Below are 17239 nucleotides of genomic sequence, written 5' to 3' on the forward strand. Positions count from 1 at the left end.
GCTTCCGGCATCACAGGGGGATGAAGGAACCATCAATGCTGGTGTTTCTATGGGTTGCGGAGATCGTGCTGGCGCTGCTGTATTTTGGCCTGGGTGTCATGCGCCTGGTTCAGCCGTATCCGAAACTGGTCCGGGTGCTCCGCTGGCCCGCCGATTTCCCGGCGTGGGCCGTCAAACTCATCGGTGTTGCTGAAATCCTTGGAGCAATTGGCCTGCTGCTTCCCGCCGCCACGGACATCGCTCCCGTCCTCACCCCCATCGCGGCCTGTGCCCTGGCTGTCATGATGGCCCTGGCCGTGCTCGTCCATCTGCGCCGCGGTGAGCGGCAGCGCGTGGCGCTGCCGGCAATCCTGCTGGTGGTGAATGTCCTCGTGGCCGTCGGCCGGTTCGGTCCGCACCCGGCATGAATGCCGCCCAGGAGTCTTCGGCAGCAGATCCGGCGGAGATAGTCACCGGCCTCTACGGGCTGCTGCCCGCCGAATTCACCGCTGCCCGTAACGCCCGGTCAGCGGAGGCAGCCCGCCGTGGAGAACGGGAGCTGGGGAAGCGGCTCAAGGCCCTGCCCAAGCCCTCCGCCGCCGCGTGGCTGGCAAACCTGCTGGTCCGGGAGCGGGAAGAGGCAATCACGGACGTCCTGACTCTTGGCGCCTCCCTGCGCGAGGCACAGCAGGACCTTGACCGGGAGGAACTGCGCAGGCTTAACGCCGAACGGCACCGCATGCTCCGTTCCCTGGCCCGGGAGGCGCGCGAACTGGCCGACGAGGTTGGCAATCCGGTCAGCACTGCGGTGGCGGCCGAGGTCGAACAGACACTGTGGGCCGCAATGACAGACGCCGACGCTGCCGCGGCACTGGCAACGGGACGTCTGGTCCGCAGTCTGGAAGCCAACGGCTGGGAACCGGTGGACCTTGACGGCGCGGTAGCGGAGCCGGACACCGCGTCGCCGCTGGTGACTGCCGGCACCCGGACAAAAGAGGGCCGCCGCAGCCCGGCGGCCCCCGGGAAAACCAAGGACAGCGAACCGAGCCGGCAACAGCAGGCCGGCCGTGCCAAAGCACTCGCCGCCGCCGAACAGGAGCTGGCCGCCGCACGGGACTCAGCCGGCCAGGCCGAATCCCGGCTCGCGTCCGTTCTGGCGGACCTGGAAGAACAAACCGCGGCCCGGGACCGGCTGACCGATGAGATCGACGAGCTCAAGGAACAGATCCGGGAACTCGAACGCAGCGTCAACACCGTGGACCGGCGCCGCGGGACCCTGGAACGGTCCCGCGACGCAGCCCGCCGCGAGGCCCGGGCGGCACGCCGGGCCGTTGAGAAGGCCGAAACCAGGCTGGACTCCCTGCGCTGACCCCGGTGCTGCTACTTCAGGACCCTCAGCAGGCCAAAACGGCTGCGGGTACGTGCCAGGTCAACCTCGTGCGCAGCACCCGGGAACACGCCGTCGTAATCGGCAAAGCCAATCACGTCCAGGCGGCAGCCGGCGTCGTACAGGACATCAACCAGGTTGCCGAAGCGCTGCCAGGCGTCGGGACCGGCCTGGCCGGTTTGCGGGACATCCGAAACCACCCAGTGGGGGTACTCAGCTGCGAGCGCCAGATAGTCCGAAGCCGCTGAACGCGCCTCACACAGCTCGGAGAATCGGAACCAGAGCTGGGCGTTCCCCGCGCGGTCCGCGGTAAGGGGAACGCTGCCAGGCCTCAGGACCCGGCTTTCCTCCGGTGCCGGAGGGCACAGTCCAGCAGCGGTCAGGAGCTGGGTTCCCGCGTGGCGCAGGTGGTATCCGGCGGCGAACCCGGATGGCCGGCACCGGTCCTGGGAACGGTAATCCACCCCGCCGTCCAGCCGGGCTACCTGCAGGTGCTCGGTGATGAGTGCGATTCCGGGTTCAAAAAGGTGATGGAACATCGGATCCGGAAGCAGGTCCTGCGGTGCGTAGTTCGAGGTCGCCACCAGCACGATCCCCCGGGCCAGGACCTGCTCCAGGAACCGGGTGACAAACGCCGCATCCGCCGGCCCGTTGACATGGAACTCATCGAAGCAGACCAGCCGGGCGTCGCCCAGGAGCTCGTCCAACCCGTCCGCGAACGCCGACCCCTGGCGGTACCCCGGATTGCCGTACCCGGCAAAAGTGCGGGCGTGGAGTTCACGGAAGAAGTCATGGAAGTGCAGCCGCCGTTTCCGCTCCACCGGAACGGAGGCGTAGAACGCGTCGAGGAGCCAGGTTTTGCCGCGGCCCGGCGGTCCCCACAGATAGACGGAACTGCCCGGAACCGGATCCCCGGACCCGGCCACAGCAGCCGCACGCGCCAGCAGCGGCAGGACCGCCCGCTGGCCGGCATCAAGTTCCATTCCCGCGCCCTCCGCCTGCCGGACCAGCACGTCGATCAGATGGTCCGGCTGCGCTGAGGTCATATACCGGTTATACCGACCCTGAAGTACGGCTCCAAATACAGCCGTGTGGCAGGATTTTGGTGGATATCCAGACGAAGGCGGGGGCGGAAGTGCGGGAGTTGCTGGCAGTCCTGGATTTTTGGACCGTTGCCCAGACAACGGCTCTGGTGTCCGCGGTCTTTGGGGTGTTCACGGTCACGCGCGCGTGCTGGGATAACACCGGCCTGCCCGCTCTCCAGGACCGCTACCTTGAACTGGTCTCGGCACGGGCCGCTGAACTGCGCAGCGGTGTTCCTGCCGGCCGGCAGAACGCTGCGGCCTACGCCCGGCGGGCCGCCCGCTCGGTTGCCGATCCCCGCCTGATACTGCGCGGGACGGACGGTGGCTGGCTCCGCCGGGTTGAGCAGGCACGGCGGTCGCGGCCCGACGCCGTTCAGCGCCGGCTGGCGGCCGATTCCCTGGCGTCCCTGCTTAGGCGTCCTGAGCTGGTGCCGGAGCAGGAAGCACTGATCCGGAATGCCGTGGCAGAGCTGGAACCCGCGGTCCGGAACGCGCAAACCCTCGATGAGTTATCCACGGTGCGGCCGCTGCGCACCAAGGCAGCCGGTGCGCTGCTGCGCGGTCCCGCTGTCCGCCGGTTCCTGAGCGTCTTCCTGCCGGCGATGGGCCGCTATCTGGATTTCGTCGGCCGGGGCAGTGCCCTGGGCCTGGCTGTGGGCGTGCTGCTCTCCGGCGGGCTGACGGCGCAGTCCACGCTGGTGGGCATGCTGACCACAGTCTGCGGTGTGGGGGGCGGCATTATCTTTACGATTACCGTGATCCGCTGTGATGCCCGCTCCTGGCCGGCCCGCACCGGACGGCTGCGGCCCGTGCTCCGGGGCGGTTATCCCGAGGCCTCCTTCCTGCTGCGCCTCACGCTGACAGTTGCCGCGATCTTGCTCGCCGTGTCGATCCTGCGCCGGTAGCCGGCTGTGCGCCGAAGTGAATACCGGCTGAATTAGGGTCCGAAAATTCGTGCTAATTATTCACCGGCAACGATGGTACGTTCGGAATTCAGGCAAGAAGTACTCCGGCCACTGCACGGGAGGAACCATGACTAACCACGTAGCACCCGTTTCCGACTGTTCTGTCCACAACTGCGATTTCAACCATGACGGCTGCACCGCGTACGCGATTACCGTCGGCGGCGCCCCGGAACACGCCAGCTGCGCGACGTTCATTGATACCTCTGCAACCGGGGGGCTTCCCAAAGTCCTTGCGAGCGTGGGTGCCTGCCAGCGGGGCGAATGCCGCTTCAACGATCACCTGATGTGCGATGCGCATGACGTGCGTGTTGGTCCCGGAGCCGAGTTCGCCGACTGTCTCACGTATCAGCCGCGTTGAGACTCCGCTGGTGGAGCAGCCGGTGACCGCTGTCCTGCTGGGCTGGGATCCGGTGTGGCCCGAAGCCTGGCAGCCGGATTATTCCGAAGCGGCAGCCGGGGCACAGGACGCCGGGTTTTTCCGGGTTGTTTGGGACGTCTCGGCGAACCCGGAAATCGAGCCCGGCTCCGATACCTGGTTCGTGCTTCCCGGTGAAGCTGCCGGCGTGGCCGGCCACGGCGTCGTCGTGTCATTTCCGTACCACATCGCTGATGCGGGCGAAGGAACGCTTTTCACCGTCGCGGACGTGGACATCGACATGCTCCTGCCGCTGGGAGAGCAGATTCCGCTGCCCGCGCTGCTGCCTGACCTGCCAGCGGATGCCCTCGAGGGCGACGGCGGCATTGCGGTTCTCGACGGGCGCGCCGGGAATGCGCTGCGCGCCGCATGGGCCCGGCAGGTGGCCGGTGTTCCCGGCCGGGCCGTCTCTCCCGTCCCGGGCACGCTGCCCCAGCAGGCGCTGCGCTGGTCCTTGGCGAGCCGCTGGGAGAACGATCCCGACGCCGCGCGGATGTGCCTGGTCCATCACGGTCCGGCGTGTGCTGCCTGCGGTTTCGACTTTGCCGCGGCCTTTGGTTCCGGCGGTGCACAGCTGATGCAGGTTCACCACATTGTGCCGCCCCGGCTGGTGGACGAGACCTATGCCCTGGACCCGGCGGTGGATCTGGTTCCTCTGTGCCCCAACTGCCATGCAATGGCCCATGCCGGCTCCCCCGATCCCTACACCCCGGCAGAGCTGCGCCGCCTGCTCGAGGCGCAGCGCAGTCCCGCCGCCGCGCAGGCCGTGGACGGGATCCTGCTCTCGCCGGAGGCGGTGCAGGCCCAAGCGGACGCTGCCAGGCTGCTGAGGACCCGCACGCCCCGTCCGGACTAAACTCGGGACCATCATGAGCATTCCAACCAGCACCCCGAAGAGCGTGCGGATTGACGCCTGGCTGTGGGCCATCCGTGCCTATAAAACCCGTTCCGCTGCCACCGCAGCGTGCCGTGCGGGGCATGTCAAGCTCAATGGCAACCCGGCCAAGGCCGCGCAGCCGGTACAACCCGGAGACAGCATCCGGGTCCGGCAGCCGGGCTTCGAACGGATCCTGGAGGTCCGGGCACTCATTTCCAAACGGGTGGGCGCCGAAGCCGCCTCGCACTGCTTCACCGACCACACCCCGGAACGTCCCCCGGCCCCGGCGCTTGGCCTGCCGCAGCGGGACCGCGGCACCGGGCGCCCCACCAAAAAGGACCGCCGGGAGATGGAACGCCTCCGCGGTGACCGCTAGTCTCTGACGCAGCATCCGGCCCGGAGGAAGGATCAGCCCATGTCCAGCAGCCACAGTGTCAGCGGGCTGCTCGTCCGCCTGGGTGCTCTGGGCCAGGAAAAACGGGCCGCGGCCCTGCTCCTGCTTTTCACGCTGCTGGCCCTGCTCTGGGCGAATTCTCCCCTGTCCTTCACCTATTCAGAGTTTTGGGAAACGACTGTTGAGCTGCGGGCCGGACGCTGGGACCTGGAGCTGACGCTGCAGGAAGTCGTGAACGATCTCCTCATGGCCCTGTTCTTCTTCGCCGTCGGGCTGGAAGTGCGCCGCGAGTTCGCGCTCGGGGAACTGACCAACCGCTCCCGGGCCGTGGTTCCGGTCGCCGGCGCGGCAGCCGGCATTGCGCTGCCCGCCGTGATCTTCCTGGTCATCGCCGGGGGTACGGAGTACGCCCATGCCTGGGGTGTGGTGATCTCGACGGACACCGCGTTCCTGCTCGGAGCCCTGGCCATCGTGGGACCAAGGTTTCCCGGCAGGCTGCGGATTTTCCTGCTCACCCTGGCAGTGGTGGACGACGTCGCGGCGCTGAGCATCATCGCCCTGGTTTACACGGAACAGCTGCAGGTTCTGCCGCTCCTGGCAGGCTTCGGCGGTTTGGCCGCTGTCGCTGCCTCCCGGTATCTTCCCCGCGGCCGGGGCGCGGCCTACGCGGTCCTGGCCGCGGCAACGTGGCTGGCGTTTTACTACGCCGGTGTCCACCCCACTCTGGCCGGTGTCGCCGTCGCACTGTTTGTTCCGGTCTTCGCGCCGCGCCGGCACGAGGTGGAACGGGCGCTGGAACTGGCACAGACGTTCCGGCAGTCACCCAACTCCGAGTATGCGCGTGCCGCGGCCGGCAGCCTGCGGGAGTCCATTTCCATCAACGAGCGGCTCCAAAGCGCGCTGGCGCCGTGGGTTTCCTATCTGATCCTGCCGCTGTTCGCGCTGGCCAATGCCGGCGTCCAGCTCGACGGCGCCACGCTCGCGGCTGCAGCGCGCTCCCCCCTCACCTGGGGCGTTGCCGGCGGCCTGGCGGTGGGCAAGTTCACCGGAATCTTCGGTATCTCAGCTCTGCTCCGGCGGCTGGGAGCGGGAGAATTCGGGCCCGGCCTGACGCTGGGCCGGATCGCCGGCGGCGCAGCCCTGTCCGGCATCGGGTTCACGATTTCGCTCTTTATCATCAGCCTGGCGATCCATGACCCCGCTGCGGCCAACGAGGCCCGCGTGGGGGTGCTGTCGGGATCGCTGCTGGCCTTTGGGCTCGGCACCGTGGTGTTCAAGGTGCTGGAGGTGCGCGCCCCGATCGAACCGGTTGGCAAGCATCTGGCCCGCCCGGTGGACCCCGGCCGGGATCATGTGTTCGGCGCGCCGGACGCGCCGCTGACCCTGGTGGAGTACGGGGACTTCGAATGCCCGTTCTGCAGCCGGGCCACTGGCGTTGTTGACGAGGTGCGCGAGTACTTCGGTGCGGAGCTCCGCTGGGTCTGGCGGCATCTGCCGCTCACCCGGGTCCATCCCCACGCGGTGCTGGCCGCGGAAGCGGCGGAGGCTGCTTCCCTGCAGGGCCGCTTTGGCCCGTATGCTTCCGGCCTTTTCGCAGACCAGGATCACCTTGATCCGGAAGACCTGCTGGCCTTGGCGGAGCGCCTTGGACTGGACCTGGACCGTTTTGAGTCAGATCTGCGTTCAGCCGACGTCGTTAACCGGGTGCGGGACGATGCCCTGGATGCCGAAGCCATGGACCTGCATTCGACCCCTACGTTCTTCGTGAACGGTGTGCGGCACCGGGGCCCTTACGATGCTGCGGCACTGATCCGTTCGCTTGAAGCTACCCGCGCGGGCAGCGCCTGAACTCCTTCCGGCTCGCCCGGCCCCGCCGGAGGCCGGCGCGGTTCAGGGGAGTTTTGAGTCCCGCTCGCAGGACCGGCACAGCCGCCGGTCCCCGGTATTGGCACCGGCCAGGATCTGCAGGGCGGACCGGTTGAACTCCCAGGTCCGCTGCACCACCTGGCACCAGCCGGGATGGTAGGCGGTGCCCTTCGTGGTGACGTAAACCTGGCCCGGCTCCAGCGGCGGCAGCGCCGCTGGTTCCGGTGCCGCTCCGGCGGATAGCCGGGTTTCGGAGGTGGGCCTCCCGGGCAGGAGGGTGAGGTAGTCCGCGGCCCGGATCTTCGGTGAAAGTGCGTTGTATGTCCCCATGCACCTGACCATAGGTAGGCCTGCCTGAAGATTCACTGTGGAAATCCGCAGTCTTGCCACAAATCGCGGTGTGCCCTCTTTTGCCATCCCCGCTGGTTTCAAAGCGGATTCGTGCACTGCCGTCCGGTTGTCCGGATTCCCTGCCGCGATTCAGCTTGGGCGGCTATCCTGTGGGGATGCTGAAGCGAATTGCCCGGAGAGTGGCTGCGGCCGCACTGGTTCTTTTCGCGTTCACAGCCGGGATGGTGGTCCTGGGTGTGTACGCGCTGATCAGCTTTGCGGCCTGGGCCATTTGGGGTGCCGTTCCGCCGGTGTACACGTTCGTCCTCGCGTTTGTGATCCCTCCGCTGGCGGTGGGAGCCCTGACCGGTCTGGGTATCGGGGCGCAGAAAACCTCCAGGGCGCTTCGGCGTAAGCGCACCGCCCGGGCCGAGGCACAGGCCAGGACGGGTTCCTGGGAAGCCGCGTGCCGCCGCCGGGACTCCTCCCTCGTGGCGTGGTCCCGGTATGAAACCGACGTCGCGCTCCTGATCGATTATCCGGTGATGACCGATTACTCCGATCCGGTGATCCGGGAAGTCCTCGTGGCCATGCAGGGTATTCGTGAAGCCGAACGCGGATCTGATCCGGCCCGTCTGCATTTGGCGGTGGACCGGTTTGAGGTGGCCCTGCGGACGGCGGAGAACTACGCCCGGCGCTGCGGGCAGTCGAAGCTCACGGACCAGGAACGGAGCAAGCTTGCGACCGCCCGGACCGCCCTGAATCTCATCCTCGACGGCGCGGCTGCTCCGTCGGAGGTCGACGGCGCCTACCGCAGCCTGCGCGGGGCGCTCCGCGGCATTATCGATCTGCCCGCTCCCGCAGCGGCGGATCTGGAAGCCCATGCCCGCCAGGCCAGGATGCTGGCCACCCCCTCAGTTAAGGTCTGAAACCTTCTCTCGCACGATAAAGACTCTCTACCGGCCGGATTCCGGCCCGGGTCTGCCCCTGCCGCGGGCGGGGGCGTACGGTAGCCCCCATGACTGCACAGGGACCAAAACAGCCCCGCCCCTCCGGCGGGCAACAGCGCCCGGCGGACGATCGGTGGCGGTCAATCGGCAGGGAATTCGGCCTGTATACGGTCAGCGAACTCGCCGACCGGCTGCGGTTTGGCGCACCGGATAACCTGCGGGCCAAGCACCTTACGGGCAAGGCCCGCGTCCTGGCCGTGGCGGACAACGGAACGTTCCTCTACCCGGGGTTCCAGTTCGATGCCGACGGCGCCCGGATGGTCCCGGTGGTCAAGGACATTGTCCGGCAGGGCCGGCTGGCCGGCTGGACGGACGAGGAACTGGTGCTGTGGTTCTGCCGCCCGAGCAAAATACTCAAGGGGAAGCGGCCGGTTGATGTTCTTGGCGACGAGGAAGCAATCCTCAGGGCGGCAGAAGCGGACTTCCCCGGCGGCGGTTCCCCGCGGGACAGTTAGCTGACCGGCGCTGCGACAAAAGCCGTGGCAGTTCCCGGGTCGATTTCGGTCAGCCCGGCATCGACAATCAGCGGCCCCGAACCCGGCCGGCCGTGCAGCGTGACAAAGCTGCGCTGCGGAACTTCCTGTACGCCAGTCCCCGGCCGGGCCGCCCATTGCTGCTGCTGCGCGGGATCCAGTTCCAGGAACCAGGCCAGCAGAGCGTGGGCGGCCTGCGCAGCTGCCTTGCCGGTGGACATGGACAGGTCCGCGTTCAGCACGATCACGGGGGATCCCGGCGTAACCGACGCCGGATCTGTATGTGGCAACACAGTTCCAGAGACCTGCAGCGCCCGCAGTGCCCGCGGCATGTCCTCATAACGCTGCGGCTCGAACGCGGCGGCTTCCGCCCGGCCGATCTTCACGACGCCGGAGGGAGCCTGGGCGCAGAGCTTCGCGAAGGGCTTGGGCCCGGCCCGGCGGACGGTTTTGGTAAAGCGGCCGGACACCCAGTCCTCCCAGGCCTCGTCGCCGGTCCGGTTCGCGTACGCCAGCACTCCGGCAACAGCGGCCGCAGCTATCGCGTCGCAGTGCGCGGCGGGCTCTTCCTTGTCGACGCGTAGGATGATGGGCTGAACGGTATCGCTGGGGTGCACTCCTCCAGCTTGCCATGACCTTGGCCGGCAGCCGGTTCCGGAGCCGGGCCTTGGGCGGCAGCCGGTGCCGGGCCGGGGTCCCGAGCCCGGATACAATTTCCCCGTGAGCATCGAACAGGCCCTGCTGGGTTTCACCGCCGTTGCCGTGCTGCTGACCATCATGCCGGGGCTGGACTCAGCCATGGTGCTTCGCTCAGCAATCAGCCAGAGCCCATGCCACGCCGTCGTAACGGGCCTGGGTATCAACACCGGCGCCTTCCTGTGGGGCGCCGCAGCCGCCGTAGGTATTTCAGCGCTGCTGACGGCGTCGGAGACTGCATACACGGCGCTGAAGCTCGCCGGAGCGGCCTACATGCTGTGGCTGGGCGGGTCCCTGCTGTGGAAATCCTTCCGGCGGAGGCAGGCCACAGCGGATCTCGATCAAGCGCCAGCGCCGAGCGGAGAACGGCTGGTCACGGCGTGGGCGAAAGGACTGGGCACAAACCTGCTCAATCCCAAGGTTGGAGTCTTCTACATCGCCATGATTCCGCAGTTCATTCCCGAGGGCGCCTCCCCCCTCCTGATGGGTCTGGCCCTGGCTGGCATCCATAACCTGCTCAGCGTGGCTTGGTTCGGGTTCATCATTGGGGCGGCCCACCTGGCCCGGAAAACTCTCCAGGCTCCCCGGTCGGTCAGACTCACCGACCGGCTGACCGGCGTCGCGCTGCTGGGCTTCGGCACCTCCCTCGCGGTGCGGCACTAGGCCCGCGCTCCGCTGGAAAGCCTCCGGCCGGTAACGTTTCAGCATCCCGGCTTTACTGCCGTCTGACTAGGGCAGACACCATCAAACGCGACTGTTAGGACTGAGGGAACGGAGATTCACTCCGCACCCCACTGCCTAGGAGATTTAGCTGTGCCCGCCAAACCCCTGATGTCCGTTCTTGCCCTGACAGTCCTGCTTGCCACCGGCTGCACCGAACCCACTGCTGCTGAAACTGCCGGTGAAACGAAGGGCCATGCCGCCGGTGGCGACACCCCGGCGGAATCACGGCTGGACCTCATCGAGTCCCGGGGCGCCCTGAAGGTCTGCACCACGGGCGACTACCGGCCCTTCACCTACAAGGACCCGGACACCGGAGAGTTCTCCGGAATCGACATCGCCATGGTCCAGGACCTGGCTTCCCGGCTGGAGGTGGAGGTCGACTACGTGCAGACCTCGTGGAAGAACCTGATGCCCGATTTCCTGGCCGGCTGTGACATCGGAGTAGGCGGGGTGTCCGTTTCGCTGGCCCGGGCCGAGCAGGCGTTCTACAGCGACCCGGTCCTGGACGACGGTAAAACCCCGATCACCCTGTGCGGCAAGGAAGACCTTTACGACACCGTGGAGGAAATCAATGCACCGGGTGTCCGGTCGATCACCCCGATCGGCGGCACCAACGAGATCTTCGCGGACAAGCACTACCCCAACGGGGAGATCATCCGCTTCAAGGACAACAACACCATCTTCGATGAGATCGTCGCCGGCCGGGCGGACGTGATGACCACCGACGCCGCCGAGGTGAAGTGGGTGGCCAACGAATACCCGGAACTGTGCGCGGTGGATCCGGACAACCCGTTTAACTTCTCCCAGAAGGCCTACCTGCTTCCGCTGGGTGACACGGTGTTCCAGGAGTACGTCAACCAGTGGCTGAACCTGGCCGCCCATGACGGCACGTACGACGCCGCCAAGCAGCCTTGGTGGGGCTAGGCCCCGAAGCTAGTTCCCCGCGTCGCTGCCAGCGGTGAAGGGGTTGAAGCGCAGCCGGTCGAACATGGCCTGTTGATCCGGCTGCGCGGCTCCGCCCCCGGCCATGCGGCCGTGGATATAGCGGGAGAGTTTTTCCTGCAGCAGGAGCGCTTCCTCGTCGCTGAAGGTGCCATGGGCCAGGGCGCCGGCCCGCTCCTCCAGTTCCGGCAGGCGGGCAAGGCCGGCGGCATCCGGCGCCATGACGATGCTGAAAGCTGCATCCAGGACCGCGCCGGCCCGCTGCGCGTCGGAGGAAGCCGGATCAGCTTCCACGGCCTGCAGTGTGCGCTCCGCCAGTTCACGGGCCGGGTCATAGGCCTGCTGATCAAGGAGGAAAGTGAACAGCGCGGTGCTCGGTTCGAACTCACTGACCGGGGTGGAGAACCATTCCTGCAGGGCAGCGGGCCACTGCTCGTCACCGGCAGAAAACAGCAGGGCCGTGGCGTAACCGGCGACCTCGCCGCGCAGCCGGCGTTCCTCCAGATCCGTCCCGGGCGCGAACTCCCGCAGGCCGGCTTCGGCCACCTGAATCACCTGCGCGGCCAGTCCGGGATCCTGGAGGGAACCGAAACCACGCCATCCGCCCTGATCCTGAACGTACCCGTGAAGTTCCCGCATCAGGTGCGGTATCCAGCCGCTGGCGGGACCGAATTCCTCGAGAGCCAGGGAAAACGCTCCGGTCAGATAGTTCACGTCCCGCGGACGGCGGTGGTCCCATCCCGCGTCATAAACGTGGACGGCGACTTCGCGGTCGTGGTTCAGGGCCGGCACCGATTCGGTGAACGCCCAGGCCCGCTCGCACAGGGCCGATCCCTGTTCCCGGTCACCGGCGGCCAGCAGCGTCTTGGCTGCCTGCAGCACCGTCATGACATAAACCTTCGGATGCGGTATCCCGGCTGCTTCCATCCCCCGGACTGCGGCGATTAGTTCCGCCGCGGCGTGCGGCGCTCCCCCAAAGTGCTGATTCCCCATGTGGTTTACCTTATCCGTTGCCGCAGCGGAGGGCGGCAGGATTACGCCCGCCGCCCTCCGCTGCGGCCACGGCGCCGGCACCTCAGTTCCGGCTTAGGAGTCGAAGCCGAGTCCCACGGCGTCGAGCGTCTTGAGGATGATGTTCCGCTTTCCGCCGTTGTGGTCTGCCCGGTCCATGGACCACCGGGTCAAGTTGATCCCCACCGAAGCCAGGGGTTCCGGCGGGAACGGGAGGGGCCGCTTCCGCACCATTTCCACCCGCGTGCGCTCGGTTTCCTCCCCCGCCAGGAGATCCAGCAGGACGTCAGCGGCAAAGGCCGTTGCTCCGACACCGAGCCCGGTGAACCCGGCGGCGTAGGCCACTTTTCCTTTGCGTGCCGTACCAAAAAAGGCACAGAACTGGGTGCTGGAATCGATTGGACCAGCCCATTTGTGGCTGAATTTCAGCCCTTCGAGCTGAGGGAACGTGGTGAAGAAATGGGCGGCGAGTTTTTCCCAGGTCGCGGGACGGTCCTCGTGCCGGGGATTCACGCGTCCCCCGCGGAAATACAGCGCGTCATACCCGCCGAACAGGATCCGGTTGTCCTTGCTGAGCCGGTAATAGTGGAACTGGTTGGCCATGTCCCCGATGCCCTGCCGGTTATTCCAGCCAATCGCGTCAAGCTGCAGCGCAGTGAGGGGCTCCGTCATCAGTGCGTAGTCGTACACCGTGACGGTCATCAGCTTGTTGCGCTTGAGCAGTGACGGATAGGCGTTCGTGCCCAGCACCACCTGGCCCGCTTCCACCTGCCCGCCGTCGGTCAGTACGGTGACGCCGCCGTCGTGGTCTTTCAAACCCAGCACCCGGGTTTCCTCGTAAATCTCCACGCCCAGCTCAACCACTACCCGGGCCAGCTCCAGCCCCAGCTTGTAGGGATGGACCATCGCCACGGAATCCTGGTACCAGCGGCCCGCCAGATAGGTAGGCGAATTCACCTGGGCGCGCACCGCCTCCTGATCGAGGAAGACGCTGCCGGGTACCTCGTCTTCAGCGAGCCACTCCACCTGATGCGGTTCGACGGCGACGTTGAGTTCCCCGCTGCGCTCCCAGTCGCAGTCCATGCCGTACTTCTCCACAGCAGCCTGCATACGTTCCAGATTCTCCAGGCCCAGGCGTTCCAGGGTGTCGAGTTCGTCCGGCCAGCGGTTTTTTCCGTTTTCGTAGCCGTGCGTGAGGCTTGACTCGCAAAAGCCTCCGTTGCGTCCTGAGGCTGCCCAGGCGATGCGCTGCGCTTCAAGCAGGATCACAGACCGTTCCGGGTTCCGTTCCTTGGCACGCAGGGCCGTCCACAGTCCGGTGTATCCGCCGCCAACAATCACCAGGTCTGCCCCGGTGCTTCCCTCCAAACGGGGATGGCGGGGAGCGGTGTCCTGCAGTTCGTCGGTCCAGAACGGGCGGTGAACGGCGTCCTCCAGTGCCTTGGCGACGACGGCGGGTTGGGGGACATTCCGTTCGAAAACGGTCGTATTCACGGGGTTGTTCTCCTGTTTCAGGGTGCGTTGCTGCCGCACCCGGGCGATCTGGCAGCAGCTGCCGCCAGCTTATGGCCTGGTCCTGGATCCTGGCGGGATCAGGCCGGGGCAGGTTCCTCGTCCCACAGCGGGCGGGGACGGGAGCCGATGAGGTTGCGGGTGTATTCCTCTGCAGGGTCTGCCAGGATGCGGACGGTTGGGCCCTGTTCCACGATCCTGCCCTGGTGCATCACCAGCACTTCGGAACAGAGCCGGGAGACAACGGCCAGGTCGTGGGTGACGAACAGGATGGTGAGGCCGAACTGGTCGCGGAGTTCCTCCACCAGGTCGAGCACCTGAGCCTGGACCGAAACGTCCAGGGCGCTGGTTGCCTCATCCAGGACCAGCAGCCGCGGACGGGCCGCGAGCGCCTTCGCCAGGGCCACGCGCTGGCGCTGCCCGCCGGAGAGTGCCCGCGGCAGGGCGTCGCAGCGGTCCTCGGCGATCCCCACCCGTCCCAGCAGTTCCCGGGCACTGTCCAGGGCTTCGCTGCGCCCTTGGTGCTGGTGCAGGCGGAAGACGTCGGCCACGGCTTTGCCCACGGGAATGCGCGGGTCAAGGGAGAGGTAGGGGTCCTGGAAAACGATCTGGACGTCCTTGGCAAGGATTTTGCGCTCGGCAGCCGCCAGCCGGCGCTGCGGCCTGCGGTTCCCGCCGAGGGTGAGTTCCCCCTCGGTGGCGGTTTCCAGCGCTACGACCAGGCGGGCCAGCGTGGATTTACCCGAACCCGACTCGCCCACCACGCCAAGGGATCCGCCCTCGGGGAGGGTGAAACCGGCGTCGTCCAGGGCCGTAAGCACTTCACCGCGGGCCAGCTCGTAGCGTTTGGAAAGGCCCGCTGCCGCCAGCAGCGGCTGCCCGCCCGGGACGTCCACCCGTTCCGGAACCTGATCCAGTTCAATGGCAGGCGTCGCGTTGACCAGCTGGCGGGTGTAATCCTGCTGCGGGGCAAGGAACACGTCCCTGGTGGCTCCCTGCTCCACTACCCGGCCGTTCCGGAGCACGTAAACGCGTTCGCAGAGGCTGGCCGCCAGGTTCAGGTCATGGGTAATAAACAGCATGCCCATGCCCCGGGCCTGCTGCTGATCCCGCAGCAGGCTCACGATGCCTGCCTGCGTGGTGACGTCCAGTGCGGTGGTCGGCTCATCGCAGAGCAGGAGCTTCGGCGAGTTCAGCAAAGCCGCCGCGATCATCACGCGCTGGAGCATACCGCCGGACAGCTGATGGGGGTGCTGGCCGGTGAGTTCCTTGGCCCGCCGCAGCCCCACCTGCTCCAGGGCCGTAATCGAACGCTCCATGGCCTCGGCCCGGGAGAGCCCCTGGAACCGCAGCGTCTCCCCCAGGAAATCGCCGACGGTGCGGACGGGATTAATCCCGGCCCGGGGGTCCTGGAAGATCATGGAGACGTCCTTACGGCGCAGGTCCATCAGGCGCTGCCGGCTGGCCGTCAGGGTGTCCAGTCCGCGGACGGAAACCGTTCCGGACACACCGGCCCGCTCCGGCAGGAGTCCAATCGCGGCCCGGATGGTCAGGGATTTCCCGGACCCGGACTCGCCCACCAGGGCAACGGCCTCGCCGTCGTCCACATGCAGCGAGACGGTGTCCAGCAGCGGTGCTTTGTCCGGGAAGCCCAGGGTCAGGTCCTGGATCTGCAATAGCCGGCTCATGCGAGTTTTCCTCCGATTCGATCTGAAAGTTCCTCGCCGAGGATGTTCACGGCCACCACCACCAGGACGATCACCAGGGCGGGCCAGAACGCCGGCAGCAGGTGACCGCCCAGCAGCGCGCCGCGGGATTCCTCGATCATGGCGCCCCAGTCACTGGTGGGTGGCTGGACGCCCAGTCCGATGAAGGAGAGCGCAGCGAGGTCCGCCAGCACGTAGCCAAAGTTGAGCGTGGACTGCGCGCCGACGGTGGGCATGAGGTTTGGCAGCACCCGGCTCAGGACCACCCAGGGGGTCCGGAATCCGAGCACCTGGTAGGCCTGGACATAGGGGCGTCCGCGTTCCGCAGCCACCAGGGACTGGGTCAGGCGGGCCACATATGGGACGTAGGCGATGGTCATGGCGATGATCGGCGCGGTAAGTCCCTTGCCAAACAGGGCGATGGCCAGCATCGCCAGCAGCAGTGCCGGGAAGGCGAAGAGCAGGTCGAAGAACCGGCTGAGCAGCCGGCCCAGCAGTCCCTGGGACCAGCCCGCTGCCAGTCCCAGGAGCAGGCCCAGCACAGTGGACCCGATCATCACGAGGGTAGGGCCGAGCAGTGCGGTCCGTCCGCCGTGCATCAGCCGGCTGAGCAGGTCCCGGCCGAGTGCGTCTGTGCCCAGCAGATGTCCGGCACCGGGGCCGGCCAGCACGTTGTTCAGGTCCACGTAGTCCGGGTCATAAGGTGCAAGGACCGGAGCGAACACCGCAAGGAACACCACCAGGGCGGTGAACAGCAGGGCTGCCCAGCCCAGAGGTGAGAGGAGCTGTCCGTAGCGGCGCAGTCCGGCCTGCTGCGGAAGGCGGAGCGTCAGGGTCATCGGGTCTCCGTTCCGGCCGCGATACGCGGATCGATGAGGGGCTGGATAAGGTCGACGAGGGTGTTGACCAGGACAAAGGCGGCCACGACCACCATGACGATCGCCTGTACGACGGCGAAATCCAGCCGGTCGATCGAAGTCACCAGCAGCTGCCCGATTCCGGCCAGCCCGAAGGTCCGCTCGATGATGGCACTGGAGACCAGCAGCCCGGCAACCAGCACACCGCTGACGGTGAGGATGGGCCCCAGGGCGTTGCGCAGGACATGCCGGAGCACCACCGCCCCGCGGTTAAGCCCGCGGCTGGTTGCCACCTCCACATGTTCGCGGACCAGCTGTTCGTTCATGGAGGAGCGGGTCACCCTCGCGACCATGGCGATGTAGGTGATGCCCAGGGCGAATGCGGGCAGCGTGAGGTGCCAGATCCGGTCCCAGCCGGCGTCGCCGCTGCCGAAGGACGGAAACCAGCCCAGGCCCACCGAGAACAGCGCCACCAGGGCGATGGCCGCCACGAAGGGTGGTACGGCCCCGGCAGCGGTCAGGGTGATGAGGATGAACTTGTCGCCGAACCCCTTGTTCAGGCTGGCCAGGATGCCGGCGAGCAACCCCAGGACGGTGATGAAGACGGCGGCCAGGGCCACCAGCTGCAGCGTGGTGGGCAGCCGGCTCAGGAGCACTTCCGTGACGTCCTGGCGGTAGGTCAGGGAGCGGCCCCAGTCACCCTGGAAGATGCCGGTAATCCAGTTGAGGTACTGCTCCCAGGCGGGTTTATCCAGTCCGTACTGGCGGGTGATCTCCGCCAGCGCGTCGGGGTTCGGGCTGCGTCCGCGGAGCAGGAAGCGTGCCGGATCCCCAGGGACCAGGAAACGGGAGAAAAAGACGGCCAGGGAGGCAACGAACAGCGTTGCCGCAAGGACCGCGAGTTTCTGCAGGATAAAGACGGCGGGACCGCGTGCCCGGACTTTGGCCCTTTTTCCGGGAGCCGGTCCCGGCGCGCCCGCTGCGGTTGGTGCCTGTACTGCAGTGGTCATG

At 67.0% G+C, this 17239-nt stretch carries 19 protein-coding genes; 11 read left to right on the forward strand and 8 right to left on the reverse strand.

Going from position 1 to position 17239, the window contains the following annotated elements:
- Positions 1 to 35 precede the first annotated feature (35 nt).
- Both H9639_RS15055 and H9639_RS15060 read left to right on the forward strand, forming a co-directional pair.
- On the forward strand, positions 36 to 407 hold the full coding sequence (locus H9639_RS15055) for a DoxX family protein (RefSeq protein WP_191808880.1): 372 nt from the start codon (positions 36 to 38) through the stop codon (positions 405 to 407).
- Positions 404 to 1348: a hypothetical protein gene (locus H9639_RS15060; protein WP_191808881.1), complete on the forward strand. Its 945-nt coding sequence runs from the start codon at positions 404 to 406 to the stop codon at positions 1346 to 1348. The genes H9639_RS15055 and H9639_RS15060 overlap by 4 nt, the downstream gene beginning before the upstream one ends.
- A gap of 11 nt (positions 1349 to 1359) precedes the next feature.
- Here H9639_RS15060 and zapE read toward each other — a convergent pair whose 3' ends face one another.
- Positions 1360 to 2412 (reverse strand): cell division protein ZapE, encoded by a 1053-nt coding sequence (gene zapE, locus H9639_RS15065; protein ID WP_191808882.1) that lies wholly within the window; start codon positions 2410 to 2412, stop codon positions 1360 to 1362.
- A gap of 59 nt (positions 2413 to 2471) precedes the next feature.
- Between zapE and H9639_RS15070 the strand changes: the two genes are divergently transcribed.
- From H9639_RS15070 to nhaA, 5 genes are all read left to right on the forward strand, one after another.
- Complete coding sequence (locus tag H9639_RS15070) at positions 2472 to 3356, forward strand: hypothetical protein (protein WP_191808883.1); 885 nt, start codon at positions 2472 to 2474, stop codon at positions 3354 to 3356.
- A gap of 127 nt (positions 3357 to 3483) precedes the next feature.
- Positions 3484 to 3774, forward strand: coding sequence for a DUF1540 domain-containing protein (locus H9639_RS15075; RefSeq protein ID WP_191808884.1), 291 nt, complete (start codon positions 3484 to 3486; stop codon positions 3772 to 3774).
- 10 nt (positions 3775 to 3784) lie between these two features.
- The gene (locus H9639_RS15080) at positions 3785 to 4687 is read left to right on the forward strand and encodes an HNH endonuclease (protein WP_191808885.1); all 903 of its coding nucleotides are present in this window, start codon (positions 3785 to 3787) and stop codon (positions 4685 to 4687) included.
- A 13-nt stretch (positions 4688 to 4700) separates the two neighbouring features.
- Positions 4701 to 5084, forward strand: coding sequence for an RNA-binding S4 domain-containing protein (locus H9639_RS15085; protein WP_191808886.1), 384 nt, complete (start codon positions 4701 to 4703; stop codon positions 5082 to 5084).
- A 39-nt stretch (positions 5085 to 5123) separates the two neighbouring features.
- Positions 5124 to 6950: a Na+/H+ antiporter NhaA gene (gene nhaA, locus H9639_RS15090; RefSeq protein WP_191808887.1), complete on the forward strand. Its 1827-nt coding sequence runs from the start codon at positions 5124 to 5126 to the stop codon at positions 6948 to 6950.
- A gap of 42 nt (positions 6951 to 6992) precedes the next feature.
- On the opposite strand, the gene H9639_RS15095 is transcribed toward nhaA, so the two are convergent.
- Positions 6993 to 7298, reverse strand: a complete 306-nt coding sequence (locus tag H9639_RS15095; RefSeq protein ID WP_191808888.1) for a hypothetical protein — start codon at positions 7296 to 7298, stop codon at positions 6993 to 6995.
- A 176-nt stretch (positions 7299 to 7474) separates the two neighbouring features.
- Here H9639_RS15095 and H9639_RS15100 point away from each other — a divergent pair, with 176 nt between their 5' ends.
- On the forward strand, positions 7475 to 8227 hold the full coding sequence (locus tag H9639_RS15100) for a hypothetical protein (protein ID WP_191808889.1): 753 nt from the start codon (positions 7475 to 7477) through the stop codon (positions 8225 to 8227).
- An 89-nt stretch (positions 8228 to 8316) separates the two neighbouring features.
- The gene (locus tag H9639_RS15105) at positions 8317 to 8763 is read left to right on the forward strand and encodes a hypothetical protein (protein ID WP_191808890.1); all 447 of its coding nucleotides are present in this window, start codon (positions 8317 to 8319) and stop codon (positions 8761 to 8763) included.
- Here the strand turns inward: H9639_RS15105 and H9639_RS17225 are convergent.
- Positions 8760 to 9398, reverse strand: a complete 639-nt coding sequence (locus tag H9639_RS17225; protein WP_318242114.1) for a peptidyl-tRNA hydrolase — start codon at positions 9396 to 9398, stop codon at positions 8760 to 8762. The two genes, H9639_RS15105 and H9639_RS17225, sit on opposite strands and share 4 nt — an antisense overlap.
- A gap of 103 nt (positions 9399 to 9501) precedes the next feature.
- On the opposite strand from H9639_RS17225, the gene H9639_RS15115 reads away from it, so the two are divergent.
- Entirely contained in the window at positions 9502 to 10140 is a 639-nt protein-coding gene (locus H9639_RS15115; protein ID WP_191808892.1) for a LysE family translocator, read from the forward strand.
- 150 nt (positions 10141 to 10290) lie between these two features.
- The gene (locus H9639_RS15120; protein ID WP_318242115.1) at positions 10291 to 11124 is read left to right on the forward strand and encodes a transporter substrate-binding domain-containing protein; all 834 of its coding nucleotides are present in this window, start codon (positions 10291 to 10293) and stop codon (positions 11122 to 11124) included.
- 9 nt (positions 11125 to 11133) lie between these two features.
- On the opposite strand, the gene H9639_RS15125 is transcribed toward H9639_RS15120, so the two are convergent.
- The 5 genes from H9639_RS15125 to H9639_RS15145 all read right to left on the reverse strand — a co-directional run bounded on the left by H9639_RS15125 (position 11134) and on the right by H9639_RS15145 (position 17238).
- Positions 11134 to 12135, reverse strand: coding sequence for a hypothetical protein (locus H9639_RS15125; RefSeq protein WP_191808893.1), 1002 nt, complete (start codon positions 12133 to 12135; stop codon positions 11134 to 11136).
- A 93-nt stretch (positions 12136 to 12228) separates the two neighbouring features.
- Positions 12229 to 13647: an NAD(P)/FAD-dependent oxidoreductase gene (locus tag H9639_RS15130; RefSeq protein WP_191808894.1), complete on the reverse strand. Its 1419-nt coding sequence runs from the start codon at positions 13645 to 13647 to the stop codon at positions 12229 to 12231.
- Between the two features lie 98 nt (positions 13648 to 13745).
- The gene (locus H9639_RS15135; RefSeq protein WP_191808895.1) at positions 13746 to 15353 is read right to left on the reverse strand and encodes a dipeptide ABC transporter ATP-binding protein; all 1608 of its coding nucleotides are present in this window, start codon (positions 15351 to 15353) and stop codon (positions 13746 to 13748) included.
- Positions 15350 to 16210 (reverse strand): ABC transporter permease, encoded by an 861-nt coding sequence (locus H9639_RS15140; RefSeq protein ID WP_191808896.1) that lies wholly within the window; start codon positions 16208 to 16210, stop codon positions 15350 to 15352. The genes H9639_RS15135 and H9639_RS15140 overlap by 4 nt, the downstream gene beginning before the upstream one ends.
- A complete protein-coding gene (locus tag H9639_RS15145; RefSeq protein ID WP_191808897.1) occupies positions 16207 to 17238 on the reverse strand; it encodes an ABC transporter permease in 1032 nt (343 codons plus the stop codon). The genes H9639_RS15140 and H9639_RS15145 overlap by 4 nt, the downstream gene beginning before the upstream one ends.
- Position 17239: the final 1 nt, after the last annotated feature.

The sequence above is a fragment of the Arthrobacter gallicola genome (genome assembly GCF_014836775.1).
In the GTDB taxonomy this organism is placed as follows: domain Bacteria; phylum Actinomycetota; class Actinomycetes; order Actinomycetales; family Micrococcaceae; genus Arthrobacter_B; species Arthrobacter_B gallicola.

Bases quoted from the DNA above. Each gene is read 5' to 3' on its own strand.
- H9639_RS15075 (WP_191808884.1), top strand. From the start codon at position 3,484: ATGACTAACCACGTAGCACCCGTTTCCGACTGTTCTGTCCACAACTGC.
- H9639_RS15085 (WP_191808886.1), top strand. From the start codon at position 4,701: ATGAGCATTCCAACCAGCACCCCGAAGAGCGTGCGGATTGACGCCTGG.
- H9639_RS15140 (WP_191808896.1), bottom strand. From the start codon at position 16,210: ATGACCCTGACGCTCCGCCTTCCGCAGCAGGCCGGACTGCGCCGCTAC.
- H9639_RS15060 (WP_191808881.1), top strand. From the start codon at position 404: ATGAATGCCGCCCAGGAGTCTTCGGCAGCAGATCCGGCGGAGATAGTC.
- H9639_RS15125 (WP_191808893.1), bottom strand. From the start codon at position 12,135: ATGGGGAATCAGCACTTTGGGGGAGCGCCGCACGCCGCGGCGGAACTA.
- H9639_RS15145 (WP_191808897.1), bottom strand. From the start codon at position 17,238: ATGACCACTGCAGTACAGGCACCAACCGCAGCGGGCGCGCCGGGACCG.
- H9639_RS15105 (WP_191808890.1), top strand. From the start codon at position 8,317: ATGACTGCACAGGGACCAAAACAGCCCCGCCCCTCCGGCGGGCAACAG.
- H9639_RS15095 (WP_191808888.1), bottom strand. From the start codon at position 7,298: ATGGGGACATACAACGCACTTTCACCGAAGATCCGGGCCGCGGACTAC.
- H9639_RS15135 (WP_191808895.1), bottom strand. From the start codon at position 15,353: ATGAGCCGGCTATTGCAGATCCAGGACCTGACCCTGGGCTTCCCGGAC.
- H9639_RS15100 (WP_191808889.1), top strand. From the start codon at position 7,475: ATGCTGAAGCGAATTGCCCGGAGAGTGGCTGCGGCCGCACTGGTTCTT.
- H9639_RS15055 (WP_191808880.1), top strand. From the start codon at position 36: ATGCTGGTGTTTCTATGGGTTGCGGAGATCGTGCTGGCGCTGCTGTAT.
- zapE (WP_191808882.1), bottom strand. From the start codon at position 2,412: ATGACCTCAGCGCAGCCGGACCATCTGATCGACGTGCTGGTCCGGCAG.
- nhaA (WP_191808887.1), top strand. From the start codon at position 5,124: ATGTCCAGCAGCCACAGTGTCAGCGGGCTGCTCGTCCGCCTGGGTGCT.